Source organism: Neomicrococcus lactis, assembly GCF_014200305.1.
Lineage (GTDB): Bacteria > Actinomycetota > Actinomycetes > Actinomycetales > Micrococcaceae > Neomicrococcus > Neomicrococcus lactis.
Map to the genome: position 1 here is coordinate 162,630 of NZ_JACHBL010000001.1, position 22,399 is coordinate 185,028.

Genomic DNA, 22,399 nt, shown 5'->3' on the forward strand with positions numbered 1-22,399 from the left:
TGCTAGCAGCAGACTGAACTCGCGCCGAAGCGGTTCACAAGTGCTGAAAACTAGCGAATGAGCCTCAGCAACGACGACGGCTCAACAACTGAACGAAACCAGCGAAAGGGGAGTGGCGTGATGGCCAGCGAATACACATCTAGCCGCGGCAAGTCGGCCGCCGAACTTTCGCAAGAACTCCGAGCCGCGATCATGCGCGGCGACTTCGTCTCCAACCAACGCCTGGTTGAGGCGGATATTGCGCACGACTTTGGTGCGAGCCGGGGCAATGTCCGCGCTGCCCTTGCGGAACTCTCCGTAGAGGGTCTCATCGAGCGTATTCCTAACCGTGGTGCTCGAGTGCGCTCGGTGACGGTGGAAGAGGCCATCGAGATCGTTGAAGTTCGTGGCGCGATCGAGTCGCTATGTGCGCGTAAGGCGGCCGAAAAGATCACGCCCGCCCACGAGGCGGAACTGCGTGAGTTGGGCCGCGAGATGGAAAGAGCTGTAGCTGCCGGGGACATTGAGGCATACACGCGCGGGAACGAGCGGCTGCATGCGCGATTGATCGAGATCGCTGACCAGCACACGGCTGCTGTGACTATTGAGCGCCTCCAGGGGCAAGCGGTTCGCTACCAGTTCCGCCTCTCGACGGTTTCTGGCCGGCCTCAAGTGTCGCTCCCGGAACACCTAGCCATCATTGAGGCGGTCTGTGCGGGCGATGGAGACGCTGCGGCGCTTGCGATGCAGCGGCACCTCATGTCAGTCGCTGACGCCATTAGAAAGACTCCTGCCGGCGCGCGTTAACCCCTGCGGGTGCGAGTTAAGGCGCAGAGATTCACACCTCTCACAAATTGTTCACAATTTTGCTAGCAAAATCGTTGCACATGTGACTAGGATGACATTAATCGTTGATCGTCATCTGGAGGAGTGCTCATGGCTGAGAAGAGAATGCTTGTAGTTGGCGCGCATAGCGCCGATTTTGTGTGGCGTAGCGCGGGCGCCGTCGCCACGTTCGTGCGCGAAGGCGGCGAGGCCTTGGTGGTTGCGCTGTCCTACGGTGAGCGCGGTGAATCCGGTGAGCTGTGGAAGCAAGAAGGCCAGACAGAAGAAAACGTCAAGAAGATCCGTCACGGCGAGGCCGAACGCGCGTCCCAGCACTTGGGGGCGTCCTTCCAGGCCTTCGATTTGGGCGACTATCCGTTGCTTCCTACCCACGACGCCGTGCTCCAGCTCGCAGATCTCATGCGTGAATACGCTCCGACGGTGGTCCTCACTCACCCTGACAAGGACCCTTTCAACCCGGATCACCCGGTTGCACACCAGATGGTCCAGCAGGCTCGCTTGATGACGTCTGGCGCCGGCGTGGAATCCGCGTTCAAGACCGCTCCGCCTTCAGAGTTCTTGGTCTTCGAGCCGCACCAGCCTGAATTGTGCGGCTTCGTCCCTACCGTCTTCGTGGACATCACCGAGGCTTTCGAGCAGAAGAAGGCCGCCATGGCGGAGATGAAGGCGCAGCAGTATCTGCAGAGCTACTACGCTGAGCGCGCGGAGCACCGCGGCAACCACGCTCGCAAGGCCACAGGAAACAAGGATATTCGGCAGGCAGAAGCGTTTCAGCGCTTGATTCCACAGGTAGTGAGGTCACTTTAATGACGTACGACGACGCAGCTTACTTCGAGCGCTTTACGAAGCTTCCAGCGGCAAACGTGAGCGACGGAATGGATCGACTCAACGTGCTGGACGCGGCGATCAACCCAGTCTGGGAGGGCGCGCGACTAGTTGGGCGCGCATTTACTTTGTACCTCGCAGCTGGCGACAACAAAGGCATTCACGAGATTGTTGATCAGATCCAGCCGGGAGATGTGCTGGTCATCAACGGTCAAGGTGCCACACACCGCGCCGTGATGGGAGAACTCATCGCCGGTCGCCTCAAGACCAAGGGCTGTGTGGGTGCTGTGGTGGATGGAGCCATCCGCGATGCAGCGGACATGAAGGGCATCGACTTTCCGGTCTTCGCTCGGGCCATCACTCCGGCCGGTCCGTACCGGAATGGTCCGTTCCGTGCGCAAGAGCCCGTAGCAGTGGGAAGTGTGGTGGTGAGCCCTGGTGATTTCGTGATTGCTGACGGCGACGGCGTGGCTGTTGTGCCGCGTGGACGCGTGGACGAGATCATTGACGCCGCTGAGGCGAAACTCGCTCAAGAAGCCATCCAGCGCGCTGAGATTGGGTTGTAAAGATTACATACAAGCAAGGGCGGTCAACTAGGTGGAAAAACCACTAGTTGACCGCCCTTGGCGCGTCTGTCGTTGGAGACTACAGGGAGTCTGTGTCTACTTGTCGTCCCACTGGGTAGGGGCGCTCTTCGCATACTCCTGCAACCAGGGCACTAGATCCGGACCCAAGTCTTTGCGCTCAGCGGCCATCTGGATGACGGCCTTGAGGTAGGAGAGCTTGTCGCCGGTGTCGTAGCGGCGACCCTTGAAGATCACTGCGTAGACGCCGGCGCCCTCTTCGCCCTCTGGGCGGGAAGCGAGCGTCTGAAGAGCATCGGTGAGCTGAATTTCGTGGCCACGGCCCGGCTCGGTGTTCTCAAGGACGTCGTACACGGCTGGGTGCAAGACGTAACGGCCGATGATCGCGAGGTTAGATGGCGCATCCTTGGCCTCTGGCTTTTCTACAAGGCCGGTGATCTTGACGTAGTCCTCGCCAGGAATGGCTTCAACAGCTGCACAGCCGTACGCGGAAATCTCCTCTGGTGCCACTTCCATGAGGGCCACCACGGTGCCGCCGGTCTTTTCCTGCACGGCGATCATGTCTGCAAGAAGGGTTTCGTTGGCGTCGATGATGTCATCGCCCAAGAGGACTGCGAATGGTTCGTCGCCCACGTGCTGGCGCGAGCACAGCACGGCGTGGCCGAGACCCTTAGGGTCGCCCTGACGGATGTAGTGAATGTCTCCGAGGCTCGTTGCTTGCTGCACGGCCTTCAACTTGGTGGAATCGCCCTTTTCCTGAAGACGTGCTTCGAGGGATGGAACGCGGTCAAAGTGGTCCTCGAGGGAGCGCTTGGACCGGCCGGTGATCATCAGCAAGTCGGTGAGTCCGGCCGATACTGCTTCCTGGACTACGTACTGAATTGCTGGCTTATCAACGACAGGCAGCATTTCTTTGGGCATCGCCTTTGTTGCCGGAAGAAAGCGCGTCCCCAATCCAGCCGCAGGGAAGACGGCCTTACGAACTTTGTTCTGTGTGCTCATAACTTCTCAGACTAGTCGTTGTAATTAACAGGAGGTAAACACATGTTATTCATGAACTATTAGCAGACGCACCCAAAACGCTGAGCAGACTAAAGTGGAGACCATGATTGTCGGCATTGGTGTTGATGTCGTGCAGGTTTCACGATTCAAAGAGCAAATTGAACGAACTCCTGGACTCATTGAGCGGCTTTTCGTCCCTGCAGAACGTGGCCTCACGGTACGTTCTTTGGCGGCGCGCTTTGCTGCCAAAGAGGCCGTCGCGAAAGCTCTTGGCGCACCCGTCGGGATGAACTGGCAACACTGCCAAGTGGTCAAAGATGATGCCGGTGATCCACACATCATGATCGATGGCACCGTGGCGGAGGTAGCTGCGCAAAAAGGCATTACAACGTGGCACCTCTCGATGAGTCATGACGGTGACTTGGCGACAGCCATGGTTATTGCTGAAAAGTAAGGAAGACGCACATGATCCCCGCTTACACCGGCGAACAGATTCGAAACGCGGAAGCTCCGCTGCTAGAACGCGGCGAAGGCGACCGATTGATGGCCAAGGCCGCTCACGGCCTCGCGCAACACACCCTTAGCGCACTTCGCGAGTTGCGCGGACGTACCTACGGTTCTCGAGTCGTGGCCCTGGTGGGTCCAGGCAATAACGGGGGAGACGCGCTCTTCGCCCTCGCGAAGCTAGCTGGTCGTGGCGTCTCAGTCCACGCGATTCAACTCTCCGCAAGAATCCACGAAGCCGGAGCTGCCGCACTGACGCGAGCTGGCGGCGTCGTACTGGAGAAGGACTCCACCGAAGCTCACCGCGCGCTCGAGACGGCCGATGTGGTCATCGATGCCGCGCTGGGCACCGGTGCAGCTGGCGGCATAAGCCTGCCGGAAATCCCTGAGGATGCCTTTGTGGTGGCGTGCGATGTGCCATCTGGGCTGGACGCCGGAACCGGTGCGATCGCGCCGGAGACGATTCCCGCGGATCTCACCGTGACGTTTGGCGCGCTGAAATCCGGACTTGTGGTGGGCCGCGGACCGGAATTCGCGGGACGCATTGAAGTAGTCGATATTGGGCTCGCGGAGCATTTGGGTGCGCCGGAGCTGTACGTCATCAATGACGACGACGTAGCCGACGTACTCCCCAAGCTTTCCCGCAACGCCAACAAGTATTCGCGCGGCGTGCTGGGACTGGTCGCCGGCTCGGCGCAGTATCCGGGTGCTGCGCTCTTGGCAGCGCGCTCCGCAGTGAATGCCGGCGTGGGCATGCTGCGCACGGTTTCTGACGGGCTTGCCGCAGAGCTGTTGGCGGTTGAAGTGCCGGAGGCTGTGGCTCACTACGGTGGAATCAACCCTGGCAAGGATTATTCCGGTGACCTGTCGAAGGTCACCGCGTGGGCGGTTGGCCCGGGAATTGGCGAGGATCGTCAACAACAGGCAAACGTTGAGACTGCTCTTTCCTCGGGTAAGAACGCCGTGGTGGATGCGTCCGCGTTGCCTTACGTGACGCCGGATTCTGGCGGATCTAACTTGGTGCTCACGCCGCACTTGGGCGAGCTGGAGCGCATGCTGACCGCGGCAGGGCTGCGAGTGACGCGCGAAAACATCGAGGCAGACCCCGTCCGCTGGACTCGCTGGGCTGCCGTGAGCTACAACTCCGTGGTGTTGCTCAAGGGGCCGGCGACGATCGTCTGCTCACCCGAAGGCTTCACGTGGGTCAACACGAACTCCACCGCTGACTTGGCAACGGCCGGAAGCGGCGACGTGCTCACGGGTCTTCTTGGCACGCTCTTGAGCGCGTGGGACCCTGCCCGACCCGTGAACGATCTCGCGAAGCTCGCTGCTTCGGCCGCATTCATTCACGGGCAGACGGGCAAAGCGCTCGCCGAAAACTCCACGTTCGGCGCCAAAGCGCTCGCTGAGCACATCGGCGACTTCCTGCGCCGCTAGAACCGTTGGGCGAAAGCTGGAAACTAGTGCTGCCGGGCTAGCCGTTTGAGGCGAGTCCGGCAGCTGCTAGACCGGAGCGTTGAGGCCTATTGCCTCGCGGGAAGGTTCGAACTTGCGTCCCAACGCGGCGATCGTCCAATCGGCGTCTTCCCATTCCTGGACGTTGAGCACGTTGCGGCCATCGATGATGATCTTGTTGGCCACGAGCCCGTTTAAGTCTTCAGGGTGCAGGTTCTTGAACTCTTGCCACTCGGTGAGCAGGATGACCACGTGGGCATCCCGCACCGCGGCCGGAACGGAATCTACATAGTTCAAACGTGGGAAGCGCTTGGCGGCATTGGCGTTGCCCTGCGGGTCGTAGACGTTGACGTTCGCACCGGCGTTGAACAAGCGCGCGGCAACATCGAGCGCCGGGCTGTCCCGGACATCGTCTGAATCAGGCTTGAAAGCCACACCCAAGATGCCCACGGTGGCGCCGTTGAGACGGCCCAGAATCTCCTCGGTGAGTGCAACCACGCGGTCGCGGCGGCGGAGGTTGATCTCATCAACTTCAGTCAAGAAGCGCATGGTGCGGTCAAGGCCTAGCTCGCTCACGCGTGCCTGCAGAGCGCGGATGTCCTTCGGCAAGCAGCCTCCGCCAAAGCCCACGCCAGCGTTCAAGAAGCGGCGCCCAATGCGGGCATCGTGGCCGATGGCATCCGCGAGGGTGCGGATGTCGCCGCCCACGAACTCCGTCACTTCAGAGAACGCGTTGATGAAGGAGATCTTGGTGGCCAAGAAGGCATTCGCGGCGACCTTGACCAGCTCAGCGGTCTCATAGTCCGTGAAGATCATGGGCGTCTCGGCGGCCAACTGGCTTGCATACACTTCGCGCAGAATGGCTTCGGCGTCGAGGTCCCTGTCTTCAATGCCAATGACGAGGCGGTCAGGGGAGATGGTATTTTTGACGGCAAAACCTTCTCGCAAAAACTCGGGATTCCACGCGAAGCGAATGGTGCCAGGACCCGTGTGCTTTTCCTGAACCAGGCACGCGAGGCGTCGCGCGGTTCCAACCGGGACCGTGGACTTACCCACGATGAGCGCGTCCTTGGTGATGTGCTGGGCGAGAGACAGTGCGGCCGCGTCAACATAGCGGATGTCTGCACCGTAGCCACCCGGCTTTTGAGGAGTACCCACTCCGATGAAGTGCACGTCGCCCCAAGCGCCGGCTTCTTCAAATGACGTTGTAAAACGCAGCTTGCCACTCGCGGTGTGCTTCTTGAGGAGCTCCGGAAGACCGGGCTCGTGAAACGGCAACTGCCCTGCCGCAAGTTGTTCGATCTTGCGTTCATCAATATCAACACCCAGCACGTCAAAGCCGAGCTCTGCCATGCACGCCGCATGGGTTGCACCTAAATATCCGGTTCCGATCACCGTAATTCGCAATGTCACAATGACCCTCTCAAGTGATGTCCGGGACAGGTGGCCTTCAGTGGCCACTGTCTGCACCGTAGAAGGAGAGAGTGAATACGGATCAAGACTTCGGTGAATGTCACGTGAACGAACTATGACAACCAATCTTCGAAAGTCCTTGGGGTCCGGCTCAATAAACCCGGCACAGCGAGCATCGGTGGGATACTTAGCCGGTGACTTTTGAACCGCGACTGATTGCTGAGGCAGACGTGACCGCGCCGCAGGACCCCTTTGAACGAGTTGCCGAAATCGATCTGGCGAATGTTCGTCACAATGTTAAGCGGCTCGTGGCGCTCGCAGCCCCGGCGAAACTCATGGCGGTCGTCAAAGCAGATGCGTACGGGCACGGCGCCCTTCCCGTCGCCCGTGCCGCACTGGAATCCGGGGCTTCGTGGCTCGGTACAGCACACGTGAATGAAGCCCTGCCACTGCGTGAGAGCGGTATCGAAGCACCCATGCTTGCGTGGCTGCATACCGCTGACACGGATTTCGAATCAGCGATCGAGTCAGACGTTGACCTTGGCGTCTCCGGCTGGGAACTGCCCGCCATCGCCCAAGCGGCGGACAACGTGGCCCGCACCGCTCGCGTCCACATCAAGGTGGACACCGGATTGGGTCGCAACGGCGCCACGATGGATCGCCTCCCGTCCCTCTTGATGGAGGCCGCGGAGCTTCAAGCCGCCGGAAAGATCCGGGTTGTAGGTGTCTTCTCCCACCTCGCCGTCGCGGATGAGCCATCGCGCCCCGAGACCGATGACCAGCTCCGCGTGTTCCGCGAGGCCGTCGAGATGACGGAAGCGGCAGGATTCCACCTTGAAGCACGCCATATCGCGAATACCCCCGGAACGCTGAGTCGGCCGGACGCTCACTTCGATCTCGTGCGTTGCGGCATTGGTCTTTATGGCCTGAGCCCGTTCCTGGATCAGAGCTCAGAAGATCTTGGCCTCAAGCCGGTCATGACTCTCAAAGTCCGCGTCGCTAATGCCAAACGCGTCCACGCGGATCAAGGGGTGTCTTATGGCCTGAACTACAAGACGCACGAAGACACCGTGCTGGTAGATATCCCTGTAGGTTACGCGGACGGCATCCCGCGCTCAGCCACCTACGCTCCGGTCATGATCGGCGGAAAGCTGTTCCGCAGTGCAGGCCGCGTCGCCATGGATCAGTTCGTGATGGACGTGGGTCCGGATGAGGATCCGGCGGAGCTGATAGGCGAGTACGCGGTCCTCTTCGGAGAGAACGGCCCGCACGTTGATGAATGGGCGGCAGCCTGCGGCACCATCAACTATGAAATCGTCACGCGCATTTCCGGCCGAGTTCCGCGCCGCTACGTAGACGGCGGATGGGGTCTGACCGATGACTAATGCACCCACCACACAGTGGACCCAAGAAATCACGGTTGAGTCTCCCGAGGACATGCACACGCTCGGCGTCAACCTCGGCAGCATCCTGAACAGCGGCGACGTGCTGATTTTGACCGGGCAACTCGGTGCCGGAAAGACCACGCTGACCCAAGGGATCGGCGAGGGCCTGGGCGTTCGCGGTGGCATCATTTCGCCTACCTTCGTCATCGCGCGCGTTCACCCAAGCATCAAGGATGACCCAGAGAATTCGCCGTCGCTGATTCACGTGGATGCGTACCGTCTGGAATCCGCGAACGAACTCACGGACCTCGACCTCGATTCACAGTTGGTCAACGGCGTCGTGGTCGTCGAATGGGGCCGCGGCAAAGCTGAGCAACTGAGCGATTCCTACCTCGACATCGAGATCGTCCGCCCTGAGATTGAACTCGATTCGGCGGTCGCTGACGGGGAAATCTTGAGCTTCGAGGACGACGCCGCCGAGCCACCTCGCTTCGTCACCCTGCGCGCCGTTGGGCCTGCGTGGGGTAACCGCACAGTTGTAGGTCTCTAGCCGCAGCGTCGGCACTTCTGTAGCCGCGGCGCCGTCGTACTCCATTCGCGTCACGCCCCGTAGCCAGACAGCGACTCTAAAAATAGGAGAGCCCCTCTTGCCGCTAGGGGGTGGCGCAAGAGGGGCTGGGATCGGTCGGGGGGCCGATCCCTCGCTGGCAGATTCCTAAGCGTCGATCCGGGGGAATCAACGCTAGCCAGCGTAGGGCGCTAACGCCCTAAGTGTAGAAAGTCGGCACTGCCGATCTCTCATTACTGCGAGTGTAATCAGCAACGCCTGAAATCCGAGTCAAGCGCCACGCGAGTCGCGCACTCGGCTACGCTGAAAACGTGACTTTCGCAGCGCGAACGTCGGTTCACCAAGCCGATACCACTTGGCCGCTCGGCGTGACTTTGCGCCATGGCGGCGCGCACTTCGCGGTGGCCGCACCGCTCGCTTCCGCGGTACTTCTGTGTCTAGTAGACGACGACGGTGCTGAACGTCGGTTTCCCATGCGCGCGTCAGGCGGGGTGTGGCATAGCGACGTCGTCGGCGTCCGGCCCGGACAGCGGTACGGCTACCGGGTAGAGGGTGAGTGGGATCCCCGCAAAGGACTGCGGTTCAACCCGACAAAAATTCTGGTGGATCCTTATGCGCGAGCCATCACGGGAGACGTCACGTGGGATGCGAGCGTATTCGGGTTTTCCCTCGATGAGGAGGCGCTTCGCGACCGCGTCTACATGCTCACGCCGCAAGATGCCCTCGAAATCACACCGGATGCCGGTTGGGCGATCAGCTCCTACGATTCGCTAGGGCAAGTGCCGCTCTCGGTGGTGGTGGACTCAACGTTTGATTGGGGCTACAACACGCTGGGGTTCTTCGCGCCGCATGCCACTTATTCGTCGAGTGGCTCTTTGGGCGAGCAGGTTCACGAGTTCAAGACCATGGTCGAAGAGCTGCACCGCAACGGCATCGAAGTCATTCTGGACGTGGTCTATAACCACACCGCCGAGACGCACCGGTTAGGTCCTCAACTGAGTATGCGAGGACTTGCCAACCAGGAGTACTACCATCTGGACCCGAATGCGCCGCATGAATACGTGGACTTCACGGGGACGGGCAACAGCCTCAATCTCGAAGCTCCTTTGACGCAGCAACTGCTTTTGGATTCGCTCGCATACTGGGTGGATGAGATGCACGTGGACGGATTCCGGTTCGACCTCGCTCCGGTGTTGGCGCGCTCCAATGGGTACTGGCGTTGGGACAGCCAGCCGCGGCCGCGGCAGATTGACGTCCAAGATTCCATTAACCTGCGCAGCGACTTCATGAAGCGGCTGGAATCGCACCCGTCGTTGGCACGCACCAAGCTCTTCGCCGAACCGTGGGACGTGGGACCGGATGGCTACCAGTTAGGCAACTTTTCGCCGCGCTGGGCCGAATGGAACGGCAAGTTCCGCGACGATGTGCGCGACTTTTGGCGCGGCAGATCCGCCATGGTGGGACCGTTGGCCTCCCGAGTGGCCGGCTCTGCGGATGTCTTTCAAGCGCCCGGCGCGCGGCCCACGAACTCGGTCAACTTCGTCACGAACCACGACGGCTTTACGCTGCGGGATCTGGTGACCTACGAGATCAAGAAGAACGAGGCCAACGGCGAGCACAACCGTGACGGCGCCAACGATAACCGGTCCATGAACTTCGGCGTGGAAGGCACTTCGACGGTTCCCGCGATCGAGGCGGCGAGGCTGAGACAACGCAAGAACCACTTCCTGACCCTCATGGTGTCTCAAGGTATTCCGCTCATTTCCCTAGGCGACGAACTCGGACGCACTCAAGGCGGCAACAACAACGCGTACTGTCACGACATTCCCGTTTCGTGGATTGACTGGTCCGCGAGTGAGCCGGAGTTCTGGAATTTCGCGAGGCAAGCGGTACGGGCCCGGACAGCGTTTGCCGCGCTGCGGCGTCGTAGGTTCTTCGAAGGAACCGCCACTGACGCCGTGGATGGAGACCTGCAACCGGACGTCGTGTGGCTGGACCGGGACGGCGCCGCCATGGACAGCGCGGACTGGGACGACGAATGGCAGCGCAGCATCGTCTTTGTACTCAACGGCTCCTCGGAATCCTGCGGCTTGACGGGATCCACGCGGGATGTGCTCGTGATGCTCAACGCCTCGACCGAACCTGTGACCTATCAGGCGCCGCCGGAATCCGCCGGGCGATCATGGGAGCTCATCCTTTCGAGCGCCGAACCACACGAGTTTGGCGATTTCCCGGGGGAGTCCTGGAACGGTCTCACTGTGACGGTGCCCCCACGATCAGCCACGCTCTTCGCGGGAATCGTAAGATAGAAGGATGCTCACTCTTGCCATCGATACCTCCGCAGTGACCTCGGTTGCCGTCGTTTCATACGAAGAGGATGGCAGCGTTCGCACGCTCGCCGCGCGCCACACGGCAGAAACCAACACTCAGGCCGAAGTACTCGTGGCGTTGGTGAAGGAGACGCTCGAGGATGCTTCCGTGGCGCCAGCGGATCTGGACGTCATGTTTGTGGGCGTGGGGCCGGGGCCGTTCACCGGATTGCGCGTGGGAATCATGGCCGCGCACATGCTCTCTTTTGTGTGGGGCAAGCCGCTCCACGGCGTGATGAGCCTTGATGCGATTGCACGGGACGTGTTGGTTTCCGGTGCTGTTGAATCACCATTCGTGGCGGCCATCGATGCGCGCCGCAAGGAGCTGTACTGGGCCTCGTATGCAGCGGATGGAACGTCGCTGGATGGTCCACACGTGACAGTGCCGGGGGAGTTGCCTGCAGGCGCTGTGGTTTGCGGAGCCGGCGGTTCTGTCCAGCGAGCATTGCTCGAAGAAGCAGGGCTGAGCGTGCATCCCGACTTTGCGGAGCTACAGCCATCTGCCGCTTCTTTGGCCGCTTTCGGCGCTGGCGTGCTGGCACGCGGCGGTTCTTTGCTGGGCCTTGAACCGCTGTACTTGCGCGAATCAGACGCCAAAGTTCCAGATGCTATGACGCTGAACCCGCGTTTGAACCCGAGCCTGAACGGCGGCGCCGCGTGAGCACTACACCTTCAGCCCGCGCTGACTATTCTTTGCGCCGCATGACCGAAGCGGACATTCCCGCGGTGTCCGCGCTGGAAAACCGACTCTTTCCCATTGACGCGTGGCCGCTTCAAATGTTCTTCGATGAGCTTTCGCAGCCGGAAACGCGCGAATATTGGGTTGCGGAAGTGCCGGGCGAGATGACGACGGCGGAGCCCGCGTCGCCACAGATCATTGGATACGCGGGACTCATGTGCATCCCACCGATCGCAGACGTTCAGACCATCGCCGTGGTTCCAGAGCAAGAAGGCCGTGGCATTGGTACGGCGTTGCTCAAGAAGCTCATTGACGGAGCCATCTCCGGAGGGGCCGATGACGTGCTCCTTGAAGTACGCGAAGACAATCCGCGTGCCCAGGACCTCTACGTGCGCCACGGATTTGAGCACATTCACACGCGCAAGAAGTACTACCGCGACGGCGTGGACGCCCGCATCATGCGCCTTGAGCTCGGACAACAAAAACTCGCGCAACAGAGACTCGCTCAGCCAAAAGACGCGCAGCACGAGACGAAGAACTAAAGGACATGCCAAAAGACATGAACGCATCAGCACCCCTCGTTTTGGGCATTGAATCCTCGTGCGACGAGACCGGAATCGGCATTGTGCGCGGGTCTGAACTGCTTGCGAACGCCGTGAGCTCCTCTATGGACGAACACGTGCGCTTTGGCGGCGTGATCCCCGAGATCGCCTCCCGCGCGCACCTCGAAGCTATGATTCCCACGCTTGAAAAGGCGCTCGCAGACGCCAACGTCACGCTTGATGATGTGGACGCCATTGCTGTCACGAGCGGCCCCGGTCTCGCCGGTGCCCTCATGGTGGGCGTCGCTGCGGCGAAAGCTTTGGCTTTTGCCACCAACAAACCGCTCTACGCCATCAACCACTTGGTGGCACATGTGGGCGTGGGCGTGCTGGATGGGGGAGAGCTACCGAAAAACCTCGGCGCCCTCTTGGTGTCCGGCGGTCACACGGAGATTTTGAAGATCGACAACCTCACGCGTGATGTCACGCTCCTCGGCGCTACGATCGACGACGCCGCGGGTGAAGCCTATGACAAGGTCGCTCGTTTGCTGGGCTTGGGTTATCCTGGCGGCCCCGCGATTGATCGCGCGGCCAAGGACGGTAATCCGAAGGCCATCCGTTTCCCTCGCGGCTTGAGCGTCCCGAAGTTCATGGGCACGGCCGAAGAGCCCGGCCCGCACCGCTACGACTTCTCTTTCTCCGGCCTCAAGACTGCTGTGTCGCGGGCCGTCGAGCACTTCGATAAGCGCGGTGAAGAGGTCCCTGTCGCCGACGTTGCGGCCAGCTTCCAGGAAGCCGTCGTGGACGTCATCACCAAGAAGGCCGTGCTGGCATGCCAAGAGCAAGGACTCACCACGCTGTTGCTCGGTGGAGGTGTCGCGGCCAATTCACGGCTCCGTGAGCTTCTGGCAGCGCGCTGCCAGTCCGCTGGCATTGAGCTACGCATCCCGCCGTTCTCACTGTGCACGGATAACGGCGCGATGGTCGCCGCGCTGGGCGCTCAAGTGGTGATGGCAGGGATCCAGCCGTCCGGCATCAACTTTGGTACGGATACCGGGCAGCCCGTCACGGAAGTGTCGCTGGGGGCGTGAGCTGCGGCGTCGTACTCAAAAATACGGAGTGACTGCTTAGGTAAGCCGCATGCGTGCGGTATTATCCCGCACCACGGCGCAGAGGTCCCCGTTATTTTCGGCGGCAATTTTGCGCTGCCACTGATAGCCCGCGCCGCCACGCATGATGCGCTCGACGTCGCGCAGCTCGTTCTCGCAACCTAGTCGCTTAGAAACGGGTTCGAGCTCGTTCAAGAGCTCGGTGAGGTGCTTCGTGACGAGCTGCTCGTTGCCAGCCTTGTCCAGAATGATGATCGCGTCGAGGCCGTAACGGGCCGCGCGCCACTTGTTCTCCACGCGGTACCACTGCGGCATGACGGGGATGCGCTCGCCGGCGTCAAGGCGATCTGACATGGACTGCACCATGCATTGCGTCAGCGCGGCCATGGCGCCGACGTCCTTGAGGGAGGACAAGCCGTCCGCGATGCGCATTTCCACCGTGCCAAAACGCGGCACCGGGCGGACGTCCCAACGGATCTCGGAAATGTCATCAATCACGCCGGTGTGGAGCATGTCAGCGACGTAGCTTTCATACTCGGACCACTGGGAGAAGTGGTACGGCAGGCCCGCGGTGGGCAGCTGCTGGAACATGAGCGCGCGCTGCGAAGCGTAGCCAGTGTCCTCGCCGCCCCAGAATGGGCTGGACGCGGAGAGCGCCTGGAGGTGCGGCTGGAAGTTGATGAGCCCGTCAACAATCGGGAGAACTTTGCTCTTGTGGTCCACTCCAACGTGGACGTGCACGCCGTAAATAACCATCTGGCGACCCCACCACTGGGTGCGGTCAATGAGCTTGCCGTAACGATCCTTGTCCGTCACAGGCTGCGTGGACGGCTGCGCAATCGGGTGGGAGCCGGCGGAGAAGAGCTCGACGCCCATGGGATCTGCGATCTCTCGAACGGCCTGCATATTGTCATGCAGTTCCTTCTTCGCCTGTGCCACCGTGTCACACACGCCGGTCACGATCTCCACGGTGTTCAGCAGCAATTCCTGCTTGACGTGGGGATGCTCTTCGTCAGGTCCGAGGTTGCCGTGGTTCGCGTGGACGCCGTCCAGAATCTCTTGGGCCACACTTCTCAAATCACCCGACTCGCGGTCAACGAGGGCAATTTCCCACTCAAGACCCAGTGTTGACTGGCGGCTCTCGGCGAAATCGATGCGCATGCGGCTCCTAGTATCCGGGGGTTTTCGGCTGAAACGGATCGCTTCATCGTACTGGCGGTACCGTTAATGAGGTGAATTCTAAGTCGTTTATGAGCGTCATTGGCGCCGCGTGTGCCGCTTCTCTCGTGTTGGCGGGGTGCACGGGCGCGCCTTCGTCTGTCTCTTCGTCCGGTACTTCCACTACGACGACGCAGCCCGGCTCCTCTGCCTCGCCTTCTGAGAGCGCTACCCCGGCAGAACCTCAAGCGTCTTCATGGGGACCATCGGGTGACACGATTGCTGCCGCTCAGAAAGCGGTTTCTGAAATGACCGTGCAGCAGAAGGCCGGTCAGGTGCTCGTGGCGTTCTTCTCCGGGAAGGATTACGCGTCTCAGTCCGCGCTCGTCAAGAAGCTTCACCTCGGCGGAGTCATCATGATGGGCGACAACATTCCAGTTTCTTCAGGCGGCTCCAATTCGAACTCGGGTGATTCCGGTGGAGCGACAGGTGGAGCCGCAGGCGTGGATGTTTCCGCTTTGACGTCTGCGACCAAGAAGCTGGGATCTGCGCTGTCCGGCGAACGCTCGTGGCCCGGAATTGTTGCGGTGGATCAAGAGGGCGGGCTGGTAGCTCGCGTCCAGGCTCCGCTGACCGAGTGGCCCACCGGGATGACTTACGGCGCCGCAAACGATCCTTCGTTGACCGAAAAGTCTCATCATGCGCTGAACCAGGACCTGGCCGATCTGGGATTCACCATGAATTTTGCCCCTGACGCGGATGTGACCATCGGGCCCACCGATCCTGTGATTGGCGCGCGGTCCATGGGTTCCGATGCTTCTCTCGTGGCGCCGAACGTGGTGGCTGCGTGGAAGGGTGCTGTCTCTGCCGGAGTCATGCCATCGTTGAAGCATTTCCCGGGCCACGGGTCTGTGACCACGGATTCCCATGTGGGACTGCCGGTTCAGTCTGCTTCCGTTCCTGAGCTGGAGGCGCGGGACTGGGTGCCGTTCAAGGAATCCATTGATGCGGGCGTCCCGATGATCATGATGGGACACATTGCCGTCACCGAACTGGATCCAGGCGTTCCCTCGTCCTTGTCCGCCGCGTCCTATGCGGAGCTGCGAAAGCTCGGGTTTGAAGGTGTGGTGGTGACTGATGCCTTGAACATGGGCGCGATTACGGAGAATTACTCGACCGGCCAGGAATCCGTGGCGGCGCTAGGGGCTGGGGCTGACCTCCTGGTCATGCCGCCAAATGTGACGGCTGCTCATAAGGCGATCGTTGCCGCCGTGAAGGAGGGTTCCTTGAAGGAATCACGCTTGGATGAGGCCGCCGCTCGCGTAGTGGCAATGCAGATGATGCAGCAAGAGAAGTCCGCCGAGGCTTCGGACGTCGATCCTGAAACGGAGAGCCGCGCCATCTCAGCTGCTGCCATCACCGCTTTTGGCTCAAAGTGCAGCGGCCCCTTGGTGGGTAAGAGCATCAGTATCACTGGCGGCGACGCTCGTGACCGCGCTCGTTTGACCCGAGCCGCAAAGGCCGCTGGCCTCAGCGTTGGTGGCGGAATCTCCGTGGCTTTCTTGGGGAACGGAAACGTGACGGCTAACGCGGACGTAGTGGTGGCACTCGACGCCCCTTACGGCCTTTCGCGCTCGCAGGCGGCGTCCAAGGTGGCTCTCTATGGCCGCACCACGGGTGCGTTCGAGGCGCTCGTTGACGTGCTCACCGGCAAGTCCGAAGCCAAGGGCAAGCTCCCCGTCAAGGTGGGCGATCAGCCCATTGGAACGAGTTGCGGGTCCTAGACGCCTCCACCTCCCTCGATGCAAGGCCTTTTCACGACAACATGCCCAAGTGTGAGGCCACTTCGCTACAACACGCCTCCAATGTGAGGCCACTTCGCTACAACACGCCTCCAATGTGAGGCCACTTCGCGACAACGCACCCTATGCGGGGACGAAATTCGACGACGAATCGGCAAAAAGTTGTCGCAAACCGTTCTCGCATAGGAGCTGTTCGGGACTCCGGGCGGCGTCGTCGAGGGTTAAGGGCGTTGAGTGACAGGGGAGTCGAGGGGAAACGAGGTCAAATGACAGAATCGTCGAGCGTCTAGGCGGCTGTAAGTCCTAGATCTAGCGCACGCTTGCGGACATCAGCTGGCACTCGAAGCCCAAGCCTCGTGGCCTAGAAATAGAACGCGGAGATGATCTGAGGGATGACCTCTCGAAAACCGTTTCGCGCATCGTTCGCGCTGCACTTGATGTTTCGCCAACTCAATGACTCGAACGTGCCGTCTCGCCGCTGATCTCGAGCGTAAGTGTCGGGATCGTAGTGAGTGGCGCCGTCGTAATGAACCGCGATCCGGAAGGGGCGATACCCCAAATCCGCGCTCGGGGAATACGGGTTATCTGGATCTGCCATGACTTGAAGTTCGGGTTCGGGGAGGCCTGCTCGAACGATTGCGAGCCGGAGCCGGGTTTCCCACGGTGAATCAGATCCAACTCGAACCTGCGCTATTGATGTGAGGAGCGCAGCCTTCTTGATGAATTTCTGAGAGCTGGCAAGTAGAGACCACGCTTCGAGGGAAATGAACGGTTCCGTGCGCCGTTCGAATCTCGCCCGAGGAATTCGCACCAGCTGATCGCCAAGGATCACGAGCTCGTCTTCGTTCAGGTACGGCGTCATTTCCAAGACGGTCCGCACGGGTGATGAAACTCGAACGCCCTGAAACGTGATGATTCTCTTCTGATGGCGGGACCGGTGACCAGCGACACCGGCTCTACGAATGCGGCCACTTTTCATTGGAAGGGACACATGGAGTCTTTCGTCCTTCAGCAACCGAGACGGTAGATAAAGTCCGTGGAGCCGAGCCGCGGAATGGTGGCTCATCCAGACCTCCGGGAACCTGCGCGCTAGAACCCTCACTGATTCGAGGGCGTCCAGCTCTTGTCCACTCGTTGTGTAGATGAGGCTGACCGGGGACTTTGCGATGTCTCTCGCGCGGATGCGGCCTATGGGGAGGCCCATCGACTCGAGGTCTTTGGCCGTAAATCCTCTTGTATTTAATTCCGGCGGAAGCGGCGTTCTTTGTGGCATGCAACTAGCGTTGCGGAATCTCGGGGGGTCGTCCTGGGAGATCATGGAACTGTGGATAACTGGCGTGGGGCGTTCGGTTTCTGGAGTCCTGCGCACGTATGTGAGGACGGATTTCTACAAGGAAACTCGAAAAAGTTGTGGCAAAGTGGCCGCGCATGGGGTGGGTTGTCGTGAAGTGGCCTCACATCGACGCGCGTGCAGATAGAGACTGGACACGAACAGCAGTTGCGGTGCTGGTCCCGACACCCACCGTTAACTCGTCTGCGAGTGGCTACTCTTCTGAACTCAAGTAGATAACTGCCCATGATTGATTGCCAGAAGTGGGATCAGTGAGCCGCAATTGAGCCTTGCCCGAAGTGGAATCGACTCCGGAATTGACGATGTCTGAGCTGCACTCCCAACTGCCTCCGGAGACAAACTTGCTGTCGACCAACAATTCGTAGCTCATAGTGCCGGACCCTTCGCACTGGGCATGGACCACATAGGTCTTGTCTTTGGAAATGTTTCCAGCAGTGGACGTGACGGCATCGTCGATCATGGTCACGCTGGCAACTGCTTGCGGAGCAACCGACGGCATCGCTCTGGCGGTGGCTGTGGCTGACTTTGAAGCCGAGCTGCTGCTTGACGATCCCGTGACCACAATCGATGGTGTTGAGGCGCCAGATGATGCCGAAGGTGATGAGCCGGTGGATGAAGACGCGGTACAACCCACGAGCGCAAAAGTTATCGCGAGAGATGTCGAGGCGAGTCCCGCAAAAGTCTTGGAGATGCTCATGCTGGTGCGTCGAACGATAGTCGTGTGACACGTAGCGATTCAGCCGGAGATGAGCGAATCATTCGCACTCCTTGTGTTTGATACTCGGGGTGTTTCATCACCCGTAGGTAAAGTGTGTCAATCCTTTGGTCTAAATGACATAGTGTCTCAAGGAAATTTTGGAGCTGAGTGGGGAAGAGCGTGCGAAACCGGTGTGATCTCGGCGCTAAGAGACTAGTGCGAGGTCGGTTTGACGCAACCTGATGCCCTTGTGAGGACGGATTTCCACAAGGAAACTCGAAAAAGTTGTAGCAAAGTGGCCGCGCATGGCCCGGGTTGTCGTGAAGTGGCCTCACATGTGGGTGGTGGGCGTTGGATGGTGGCCCGGGTTGTCGTGAAGTGGCCTCACATGTGGGTGGTGGGCGTTGGATGGTGGCCCGGGTTGTCGTGAAGTGGCCTCACGCGGAGGACTCAGGGAACTCGCGGGGACTCAAGGGGGACTCAGGGGGGGACTCGCGGGGACTCGCTGACTCACAGAGGACTCGCAGAGCCTCCGGGGGACGAAGAGAACGCCGGGTTCCGGCGAGGCGCAGCTACGAAGCCGGCTCCACCTCGATCGCCACGCGCTCATCGCCCACACGGGTCAAGATGAGCGTGGCCTTCTTCTTGTTCTTCTTCGAGCCAGTCCCGGCAAGAAGCACCTTGCGTAGCTCCTCGGGAGACACATCGAGGCCGCGCTTTTTGATGTCCAGCACGCCGATTCCGGACGCCTTCACCCAGGACCGTAGCGACTTCACGTGATACGGCCGCACGGCCACCACGCGGTACGCACGGGCATACGGCGTCGAGACCAGGGACGGCGCCATGAAGTACGCGATGTGAGGATCGAGCAACGAACCACCCACGGATTCGGCCACGTCAACCACGAGTCCCGCTCGGATCACAGCACCATCGGGTTCGTAGATGTACCCGGAAATATCATCGGGGGAGACCGGCGTGCCAACACTCGAGGAATCCGAGAAATCACTTGCAGCGTGAAGCTCGTGGACTCCGTCCTCGTTCAGGACCAAAGCCGAGCGCCGCACGTCCGGACGTCGAAGCGCACCGAACCACAGCGCAACTTCCGTGACGTCGCCGTCCACGCTGACCCATTGGGCCTCGCAATTCGCGGGCACGGATCCGTGCGGAATCCCGGGGCCGAGTTTCACGCCCACGGGCAGACCGGCGTCCGCGAGACGCTCCACGAAAGACAGGGGAGGGCTGAAAGCTTCGGGATCGAAGATGCGCTGCGTGTTTCCGCCGGCCTGCGTGCGCCGCGCCGGATCCAGCCAGACGCCATCAAAACCTGCGAGATCAAACTCTGTCGCGTCGCCCATTTCCACGCGCGCGTTCTCGAACGGCATGAGGTTGATGGTTGCGGCAGCCGCCGTCGTCTCATCCAATTCCACCGCCGTCACATTCATCCCCAGCGCGGCCAGCGCCATGGCGTCCGTTCCCAGCCCGCACCCAAGGTCCGCAATCTGGCGTAACCCGGCGGCGCGGAATCGATCGGCATGGTGCGCGGCCACTTGCAGGCGCGTTGCCTGCTCCAGCCCGCCGCGGGTAAAAATCATGCGCTCAGCGAACCCACCGAGCTTGGCTTTCGCTAGGTGCCGCAAGCGAATTTGGTGTACGACGCCGGAGCTCACCTCAGGCGAATGCCCCGCCTTGCGGAGGGCAAGATTGAGCGCGATGCCTTGATCCTCGGTGTTTGCGGAGTCAGGATCGGTGGATTCGAGGAGCGCGAAGCCTTCGGGCGTGAGGACCGCGGCGACGAGATCGGCATCTGAAATGGACATACATCCAGCCTAGACTTCACTGGCAGCCGATCTCATTCATTGGCACTCGCCTTGACCGAGTGCTAATTCATTTCCTAGAGTCATAGTTAGCACTCGAACACGTCGGGTGCTAAAGCCTGAGGTACTTGCCAACTGGCACCGCGACGACGGTTGGTAGCCCTTGAGGCCCCAAGACACCATTGGTAACTCATGCAAAGGAGAGAACCGAATGTCGGTCTCTATCAAGCCTCTCGAGGATCGTATTGTTGTTCAGCCGCTCGAAGCTGAGCAGACCACCGCTTCCGGTCTTGTCATTCCTGACACCGCGAAGGAAAAGCCACAAGAGGGCAAGGTTGTAGCCGTTGGACCGGGCCGCGTTGATGACAACGGAAACCGCGTTCCTGTAGACGTTGCTGAAGGCGACGTTGTGATCTACTCCAAGTACGGCGGAACCGAAGTCAAGGTTGGCGGCCAGGAGTACTTGGTGCTCTCCGCTCGCGACGTTCTTGCAATCGTCGTCAAGTAGTTTTTGAGCATGGAGCCCTGGCGATCTGCCGGGGCTCTTGCCACGTTTACTGAAGGAAGAAGATACACATGGCAAAGCAGTTGGTGTTCAATGACGCCGCTCGCAAAGCACTCGAAGCCGGTGTTGACCGTTTGGCTGACACCGTCAAGGTGACGCTCGGCCCACGTGGCCGCAATGTAGTGCTGTCCAAGAGCTGGGGCGCTCCCACCATCACGAACGATGGTGTGACCATTGCTCGCGAGATCGAGCTTGAAGACCCGTACGAGAACTTGGGTGCTCAGCTTGCCAAGGAAGTTGCTACCAAGACCAACGACGTGGCCGGCGACGGAACCACCACGGCAACCGTTCTTGCTCAGGCTCTCGTGAAGGAAGGCTTGCGCAACGTTGCCGCAGGCGCCGCTCCGGGCCAGCTCAAGCACGGCATCGAGGTTGCAGTTGAAGCTGTTGCTCAGCGTTTGCAGGACAACGCTCGTCCCGTTGAGGGCCAGCAGGTTGCCAACGTGGCAGCGATCTCCGCACAGTCTGACGAAATCGGCGAACTCCTGGCTGAGGCCTTCGGCAAGGTGGGCACCGAGGGTGTCATCACCATCGAAGAGTCCAACACCACGAACACCGAATTGGTGATCACGGAAGGCATGCAGTTCGACAAGGGCTACTTGTCCCCGAACTTCGTGACGGACCCAGAGCGCCAGGAAGCTGTTCTTGAGGACGCTTACGTTCTCATCAACTCCGGCAAGATCTCCACGGTTGCAGAATTCTTGCCACTGTTGGAGAAGGTTCTTCAGGAAAAGAAGCCGCTCTTCATCATTGCTGAGGACGTTGAGGGCGAGGCTTTGTCCACGCTCGTTGTCAACAAGATCCGTGGCACCCTGAACGCTGTTGCCGTCAAGGCTCCAGGCTTTGGCGACCGCCGCAAGGCCATGATGCAGGACATCGCGATCCTCACGGGCGCTCAGGTGGTTTCCCCTGATCTTGGCCTCAAGCTGGATCAGGTGGGACTCGAGGTGTTGGGTACGGCTCGCCGCATCACCATCACCAAGGACAACACCACCATTGTTGACGGTGGCGGATCTGATGAGGACATCAAGGATCGCGTTTCCCAGATCAAGGCTGAAGTTACCCGCACGGATTCCGATTGGGATCGTGAGAAGCTGCAGGAGCGCCTCGCGAAGCTCGCCGGCGGCGTTGGCGTCATCAAGGTAGGTGCTGCTACTGAGGTTGAACTCAAAGAGCGCAAGCACCGCATTGAAGACGCTGTTTCTGCAACCCGTGCAGCTCTCGAAGAGGGCATCGTGGCTGGTGGCGGAACCGCATTGGTTGACGCTCTGTCCGCTCTCGACGAGGACGAGTCCGTCAAGGCTCTGACCGGCGATGCAGCTACCGCTGTTGGAATTGTCCGCCGCGCTTTGGTGCAGCCACTTCGCTGGATCGCCATCAACGCTGGCCACGACGGCTCCGTCATTGCAGCAAAGGTTGCCGAGCTTCCAGTGAACAACGGCTTCAACGCGAAGACCGGTGTGTTCGAGGATCTCTTGGCCGCTGGCGTTATCGACCCAGTCAAGGTCACCCATTCGGCACTTCGCAACGCTGCGTCCATCGCAGCGCTCGTGCTGACCACGGAAACCCTTGTGGTGGAGAAGCCAGAAGAAAGCGAAGATGATCATGCAGGTCACAACCACTAATAACGTGGCGTGATCTACGGCCCTTCTCGAGGGCTTGATCTAGAAATTCATAGAGTTTGAGGTGGTGCATCCTGACGGATGTGCCACCTCAAACTTTTTGCGAGCCAACCAAGAACCAACGAAGGTC

The 22,399-nt window shown here is 60.3% G+C and carries 20 protein-coding genes; 15 read left to right on the top strand and 5 right to left on the bottom strand.

The window, feature by feature from the left end; all coding sequences use genetic code 11:
- The first annotated feature begins 120 nt into the window (after positions 1-120).
- The 3 genes from BKA12_RS00860 (at position 121) to BKA12_RS00870 (ending at position 2,216) form a co-directional block, all read left to right on the top strand.
- Positions 121-786, top strand: coding sequence for a GntR family transcriptional regulator (locus tag BKA12_RS00860; RefSeq protein WP_183644336.1), 666 nt, complete (start codon positions 121-123; stop codon positions 784-786).
- Positions 787-915: 129 nt separating this feature from the next.
- The gene (locus BKA12_RS00865; protein ID WP_183639944.1) at positions 916-1,632 is read left to right on the top strand and encodes a PIG-L deacetylase family protein; all 717 of its coding nucleotides are present in this window, start codon (positions 916-918) and stop codon (positions 1,630-1,632) included.
- Positions 1,632-2,216, top strand: a complete 585-nt coding sequence (locus BKA12_RS00870) for an RraA family protein (RefSeq protein ID WP_183639946.1) — start codon at positions 1,632-1,634, stop codon at positions 2,214-2,216. Before BKA12_RS00865 ends, BKA12_RS00870 begins: the two co-directional genes overlap by 1 nt.
- A 96-nt stretch (positions 2,217-2,312) precedes the next feature.
- Here the strand turns inward: BKA12_RS00870 and galU are convergent, their stop codons facing one another.
- Positions 2,313-3,236 (bottom strand): UTP--glucose-1-phosphate uridylyltransferase GalU, encoded by a 924-nt coding sequence (galU, locus tag BKA12_RS00875; protein WP_183639948.1) that lies wholly within the window; start codon positions 3,234-3,236, stop codon positions 2,313-2,315.
- A gap of 103 nt (positions 3,237-3,339) precedes the next feature.
- Here galU and BKA12_RS00880 point away from each other — a divergent pair, with 103 nt between their 5' ends.
- Together BKA12_RS00880 and BKA12_RS00885 are read left to right on the top strand one after the other, a co-directional pair.
- A complete protein-coding gene (locus BKA12_RS00880; RefSeq protein WP_183639950.1) occupies positions 3,340-3,690 on the top strand; it encodes a holo-ACP synthase in 351 nt (116 codons plus the stop codon).
- An 11-nt stretch (positions 3,691-3,701) separates the two neighbouring features.
- On the top strand, positions 3,702-5,177 hold the full coding sequence (locus BKA12_RS00885) for an NAD(P)H-hydrate dehydratase (protein ID WP_183639952.1): 1,476 nt from the start codon (positions 3,702-3,704) through the stop codon (positions 5,175-5,177).
- 66 nt (positions 5,178-5,243) lie between these two features.
- On the opposite strand, the gene BKA12_RS00890 is transcribed toward BKA12_RS00885, so the two are convergent.
- Positions 5,244-6,602: a UDP-glucose dehydrogenase family protein gene (locus tag BKA12_RS00890; RefSeq protein ID WP_183644339.1), complete on the bottom strand. Its 1,359-nt coding sequence runs from the start codon at positions 6,600-6,602 to the stop codon at positions 5,244-5,246.
- 200 nt (positions 6,603-6,802) lie between these two features.
- On the opposite strand from BKA12_RS00890, the gene alr reads away from it, so the two are divergent.
- The 6 genes from alr to tsaD all read left to right on the top strand — a co-directional run bounded on the left by alr (position 6,803) and on the right by tsaD (position 13,242).
- Positions 6,803-7,993: an alanine racemase gene (gene alr / locus BKA12_RS00895; RefSeq protein WP_338087382.1), complete on the top strand. Its 1,191-nt coding sequence runs from the start codon at positions 6,803-6,805 to the stop codon at positions 7,991-7,993.
- On the top strand, positions 7,986-8,543 hold the full coding sequence (tsaE, locus tag BKA12_RS00900) for a tRNA (adenosine(37)-N6)-threonylcarbamoyltransferase complex ATPase subunit type 1 TsaE (protein ID WP_183639954.1): 558 nt from the start codon (positions 7,986-7,988) through the stop codon (positions 8,541-8,543). Before alr ends, tsaE begins: the two co-directional genes overlap by 8 nt.
- A 329-nt stretch (positions 8,544-8,872) precedes the next feature.
- Positions 8,873-10,870, top strand: a complete 1,998-nt coding sequence (locus tag BKA12_RS00905) for an alpha-amylase family glycosyl hydrolase (RefSeq protein ID WP_183639956.1) — start codon at positions 8,873-8,875, stop codon at positions 10,868-10,870.
- Between the two features lie 4 nt (positions 10,871-10,874).
- Positions 10,875-11,591, top strand: a complete 717-nt coding sequence (gene tsaB / locus BKA12_RS00910; RefSeq protein WP_183639958.1) for a tRNA (adenosine(37)-N6)-threonylcarbamoyltransferase complex dimerization subunit type 1 TsaB — start codon at positions 10,875-10,877, stop codon at positions 11,589-11,591.
- 41 nt (positions 11,592-11,632) lie between these two features.
- On the top strand, positions 11,633-12,151 hold the full coding sequence (rimI, locus tag BKA12_RS00915) for a ribosomal protein S18-alanine N-acetyltransferase (protein ID WP_183644346.1): 519 nt from the start codon (positions 11,633-11,635) through the stop codon (positions 12,149-12,151).
- Positions 12,152-12,168: 17 nt separating this feature from the next.
- Positions 12,169-13,242, top strand: a complete 1,074-nt coding sequence (gene tsaD, locus BKA12_RS00920) for a tRNA (adenosine(37)-N6)-threonylcarbamoyltransferase complex transferase subunit TsaD (RefSeq protein ID WP_183639960.1) — start codon at positions 12,169-12,171, stop codon at positions 13,240-13,242.
- Between the two features lie 36 nt (positions 13,243-13,278).
- On the opposite strand, the gene BKA12_RS00925 is transcribed toward tsaD, so the two are convergent.
- The gene (locus tag BKA12_RS00925) at positions 13,279-14,421 is read right to left on the bottom strand and encodes a glutamate--cysteine ligase (protein ID WP_183639962.1); all 1,143 of its coding nucleotides are present in this window, start codon (positions 14,419-14,421) and stop codon (positions 13,279-13,281) included.
- A gap of 89 nt (positions 14,422-14,510) precedes the next feature.
- Between BKA12_RS00925 and BKA12_RS00930 the strand changes: the two genes are divergently transcribed.
- Complete coding sequence (locus tag BKA12_RS00930; protein ID WP_183639964.1) at positions 14,511-16,202, top strand: glycoside hydrolase family 3 protein; 1,692 nt, start codon at positions 14,511-14,513, stop codon at positions 16,200-16,202.
- 379 nt (positions 16,203-16,581) lie between these two features.
- On the opposite strand, the gene BKA12_RS00935 is transcribed toward BKA12_RS00930, so the two are convergent.
- Positions 16,582-17,100, bottom strand: coding sequence for a PDDEXK family nuclease (locus BKA12_RS00935; RefSeq protein WP_183639965.1), 519 nt, complete (start codon positions 17,098-17,100; stop codon positions 16,582-16,584).
- A gap of 893 nt (positions 17,101-17,993) precedes the next feature.
- Between BKA12_RS00935 and BKA12_RS00940 the strand changes: the two genes are divergently transcribed.
- Positions 17,994-18,296: a hypothetical protein gene (locus BKA12_RS00940; protein WP_183639967.1), complete on the top strand. Its 303-nt coding sequence runs from the start codon at positions 17,994-17,996 to the stop codon at positions 18,294-18,296.
- 544 nt (positions 18,297-18,840) lie between these two features.
- Here BKA12_RS00940 and BKA12_RS00945 read toward each other — a convergent pair.
- Positions 18,841-20,085 (bottom strand): class I SAM-dependent methyltransferase, encoded by a 1,245-nt coding sequence (locus BKA12_RS00945; RefSeq protein ID WP_183639969.1) that lies wholly within the window; start codon positions 20,083-20,085, stop codon positions 18,841-18,843.
- Between the two features lie 208 nt (positions 20,086-20,293).
- Between BKA12_RS00945 and groES the strand changes: the two genes are divergently transcribed.
- Both groES and groL read left to right on the top strand, forming a co-directional pair.
- Positions 20,294-20,590, top strand: a complete 297-nt coding sequence (groES, locus tag BKA12_RS00950; RefSeq protein ID WP_183639971.1) for a co-chaperone GroES — start codon at positions 20,294-20,296, stop codon at positions 20,588-20,590.
- Between the two features lie 68 nt (positions 20,591-20,658).
- Positions 20,659-22,272: a chaperonin GroEL gene (gene groL / locus BKA12_RS00955; protein WP_183639973.1), complete on the top strand. Its 1,614-nt coding sequence runs from the start codon at positions 20,659-20,661 to the stop codon at positions 22,270-22,272.
- Positions 22,273-22,399 lie beyond the last annotated feature (127 nt).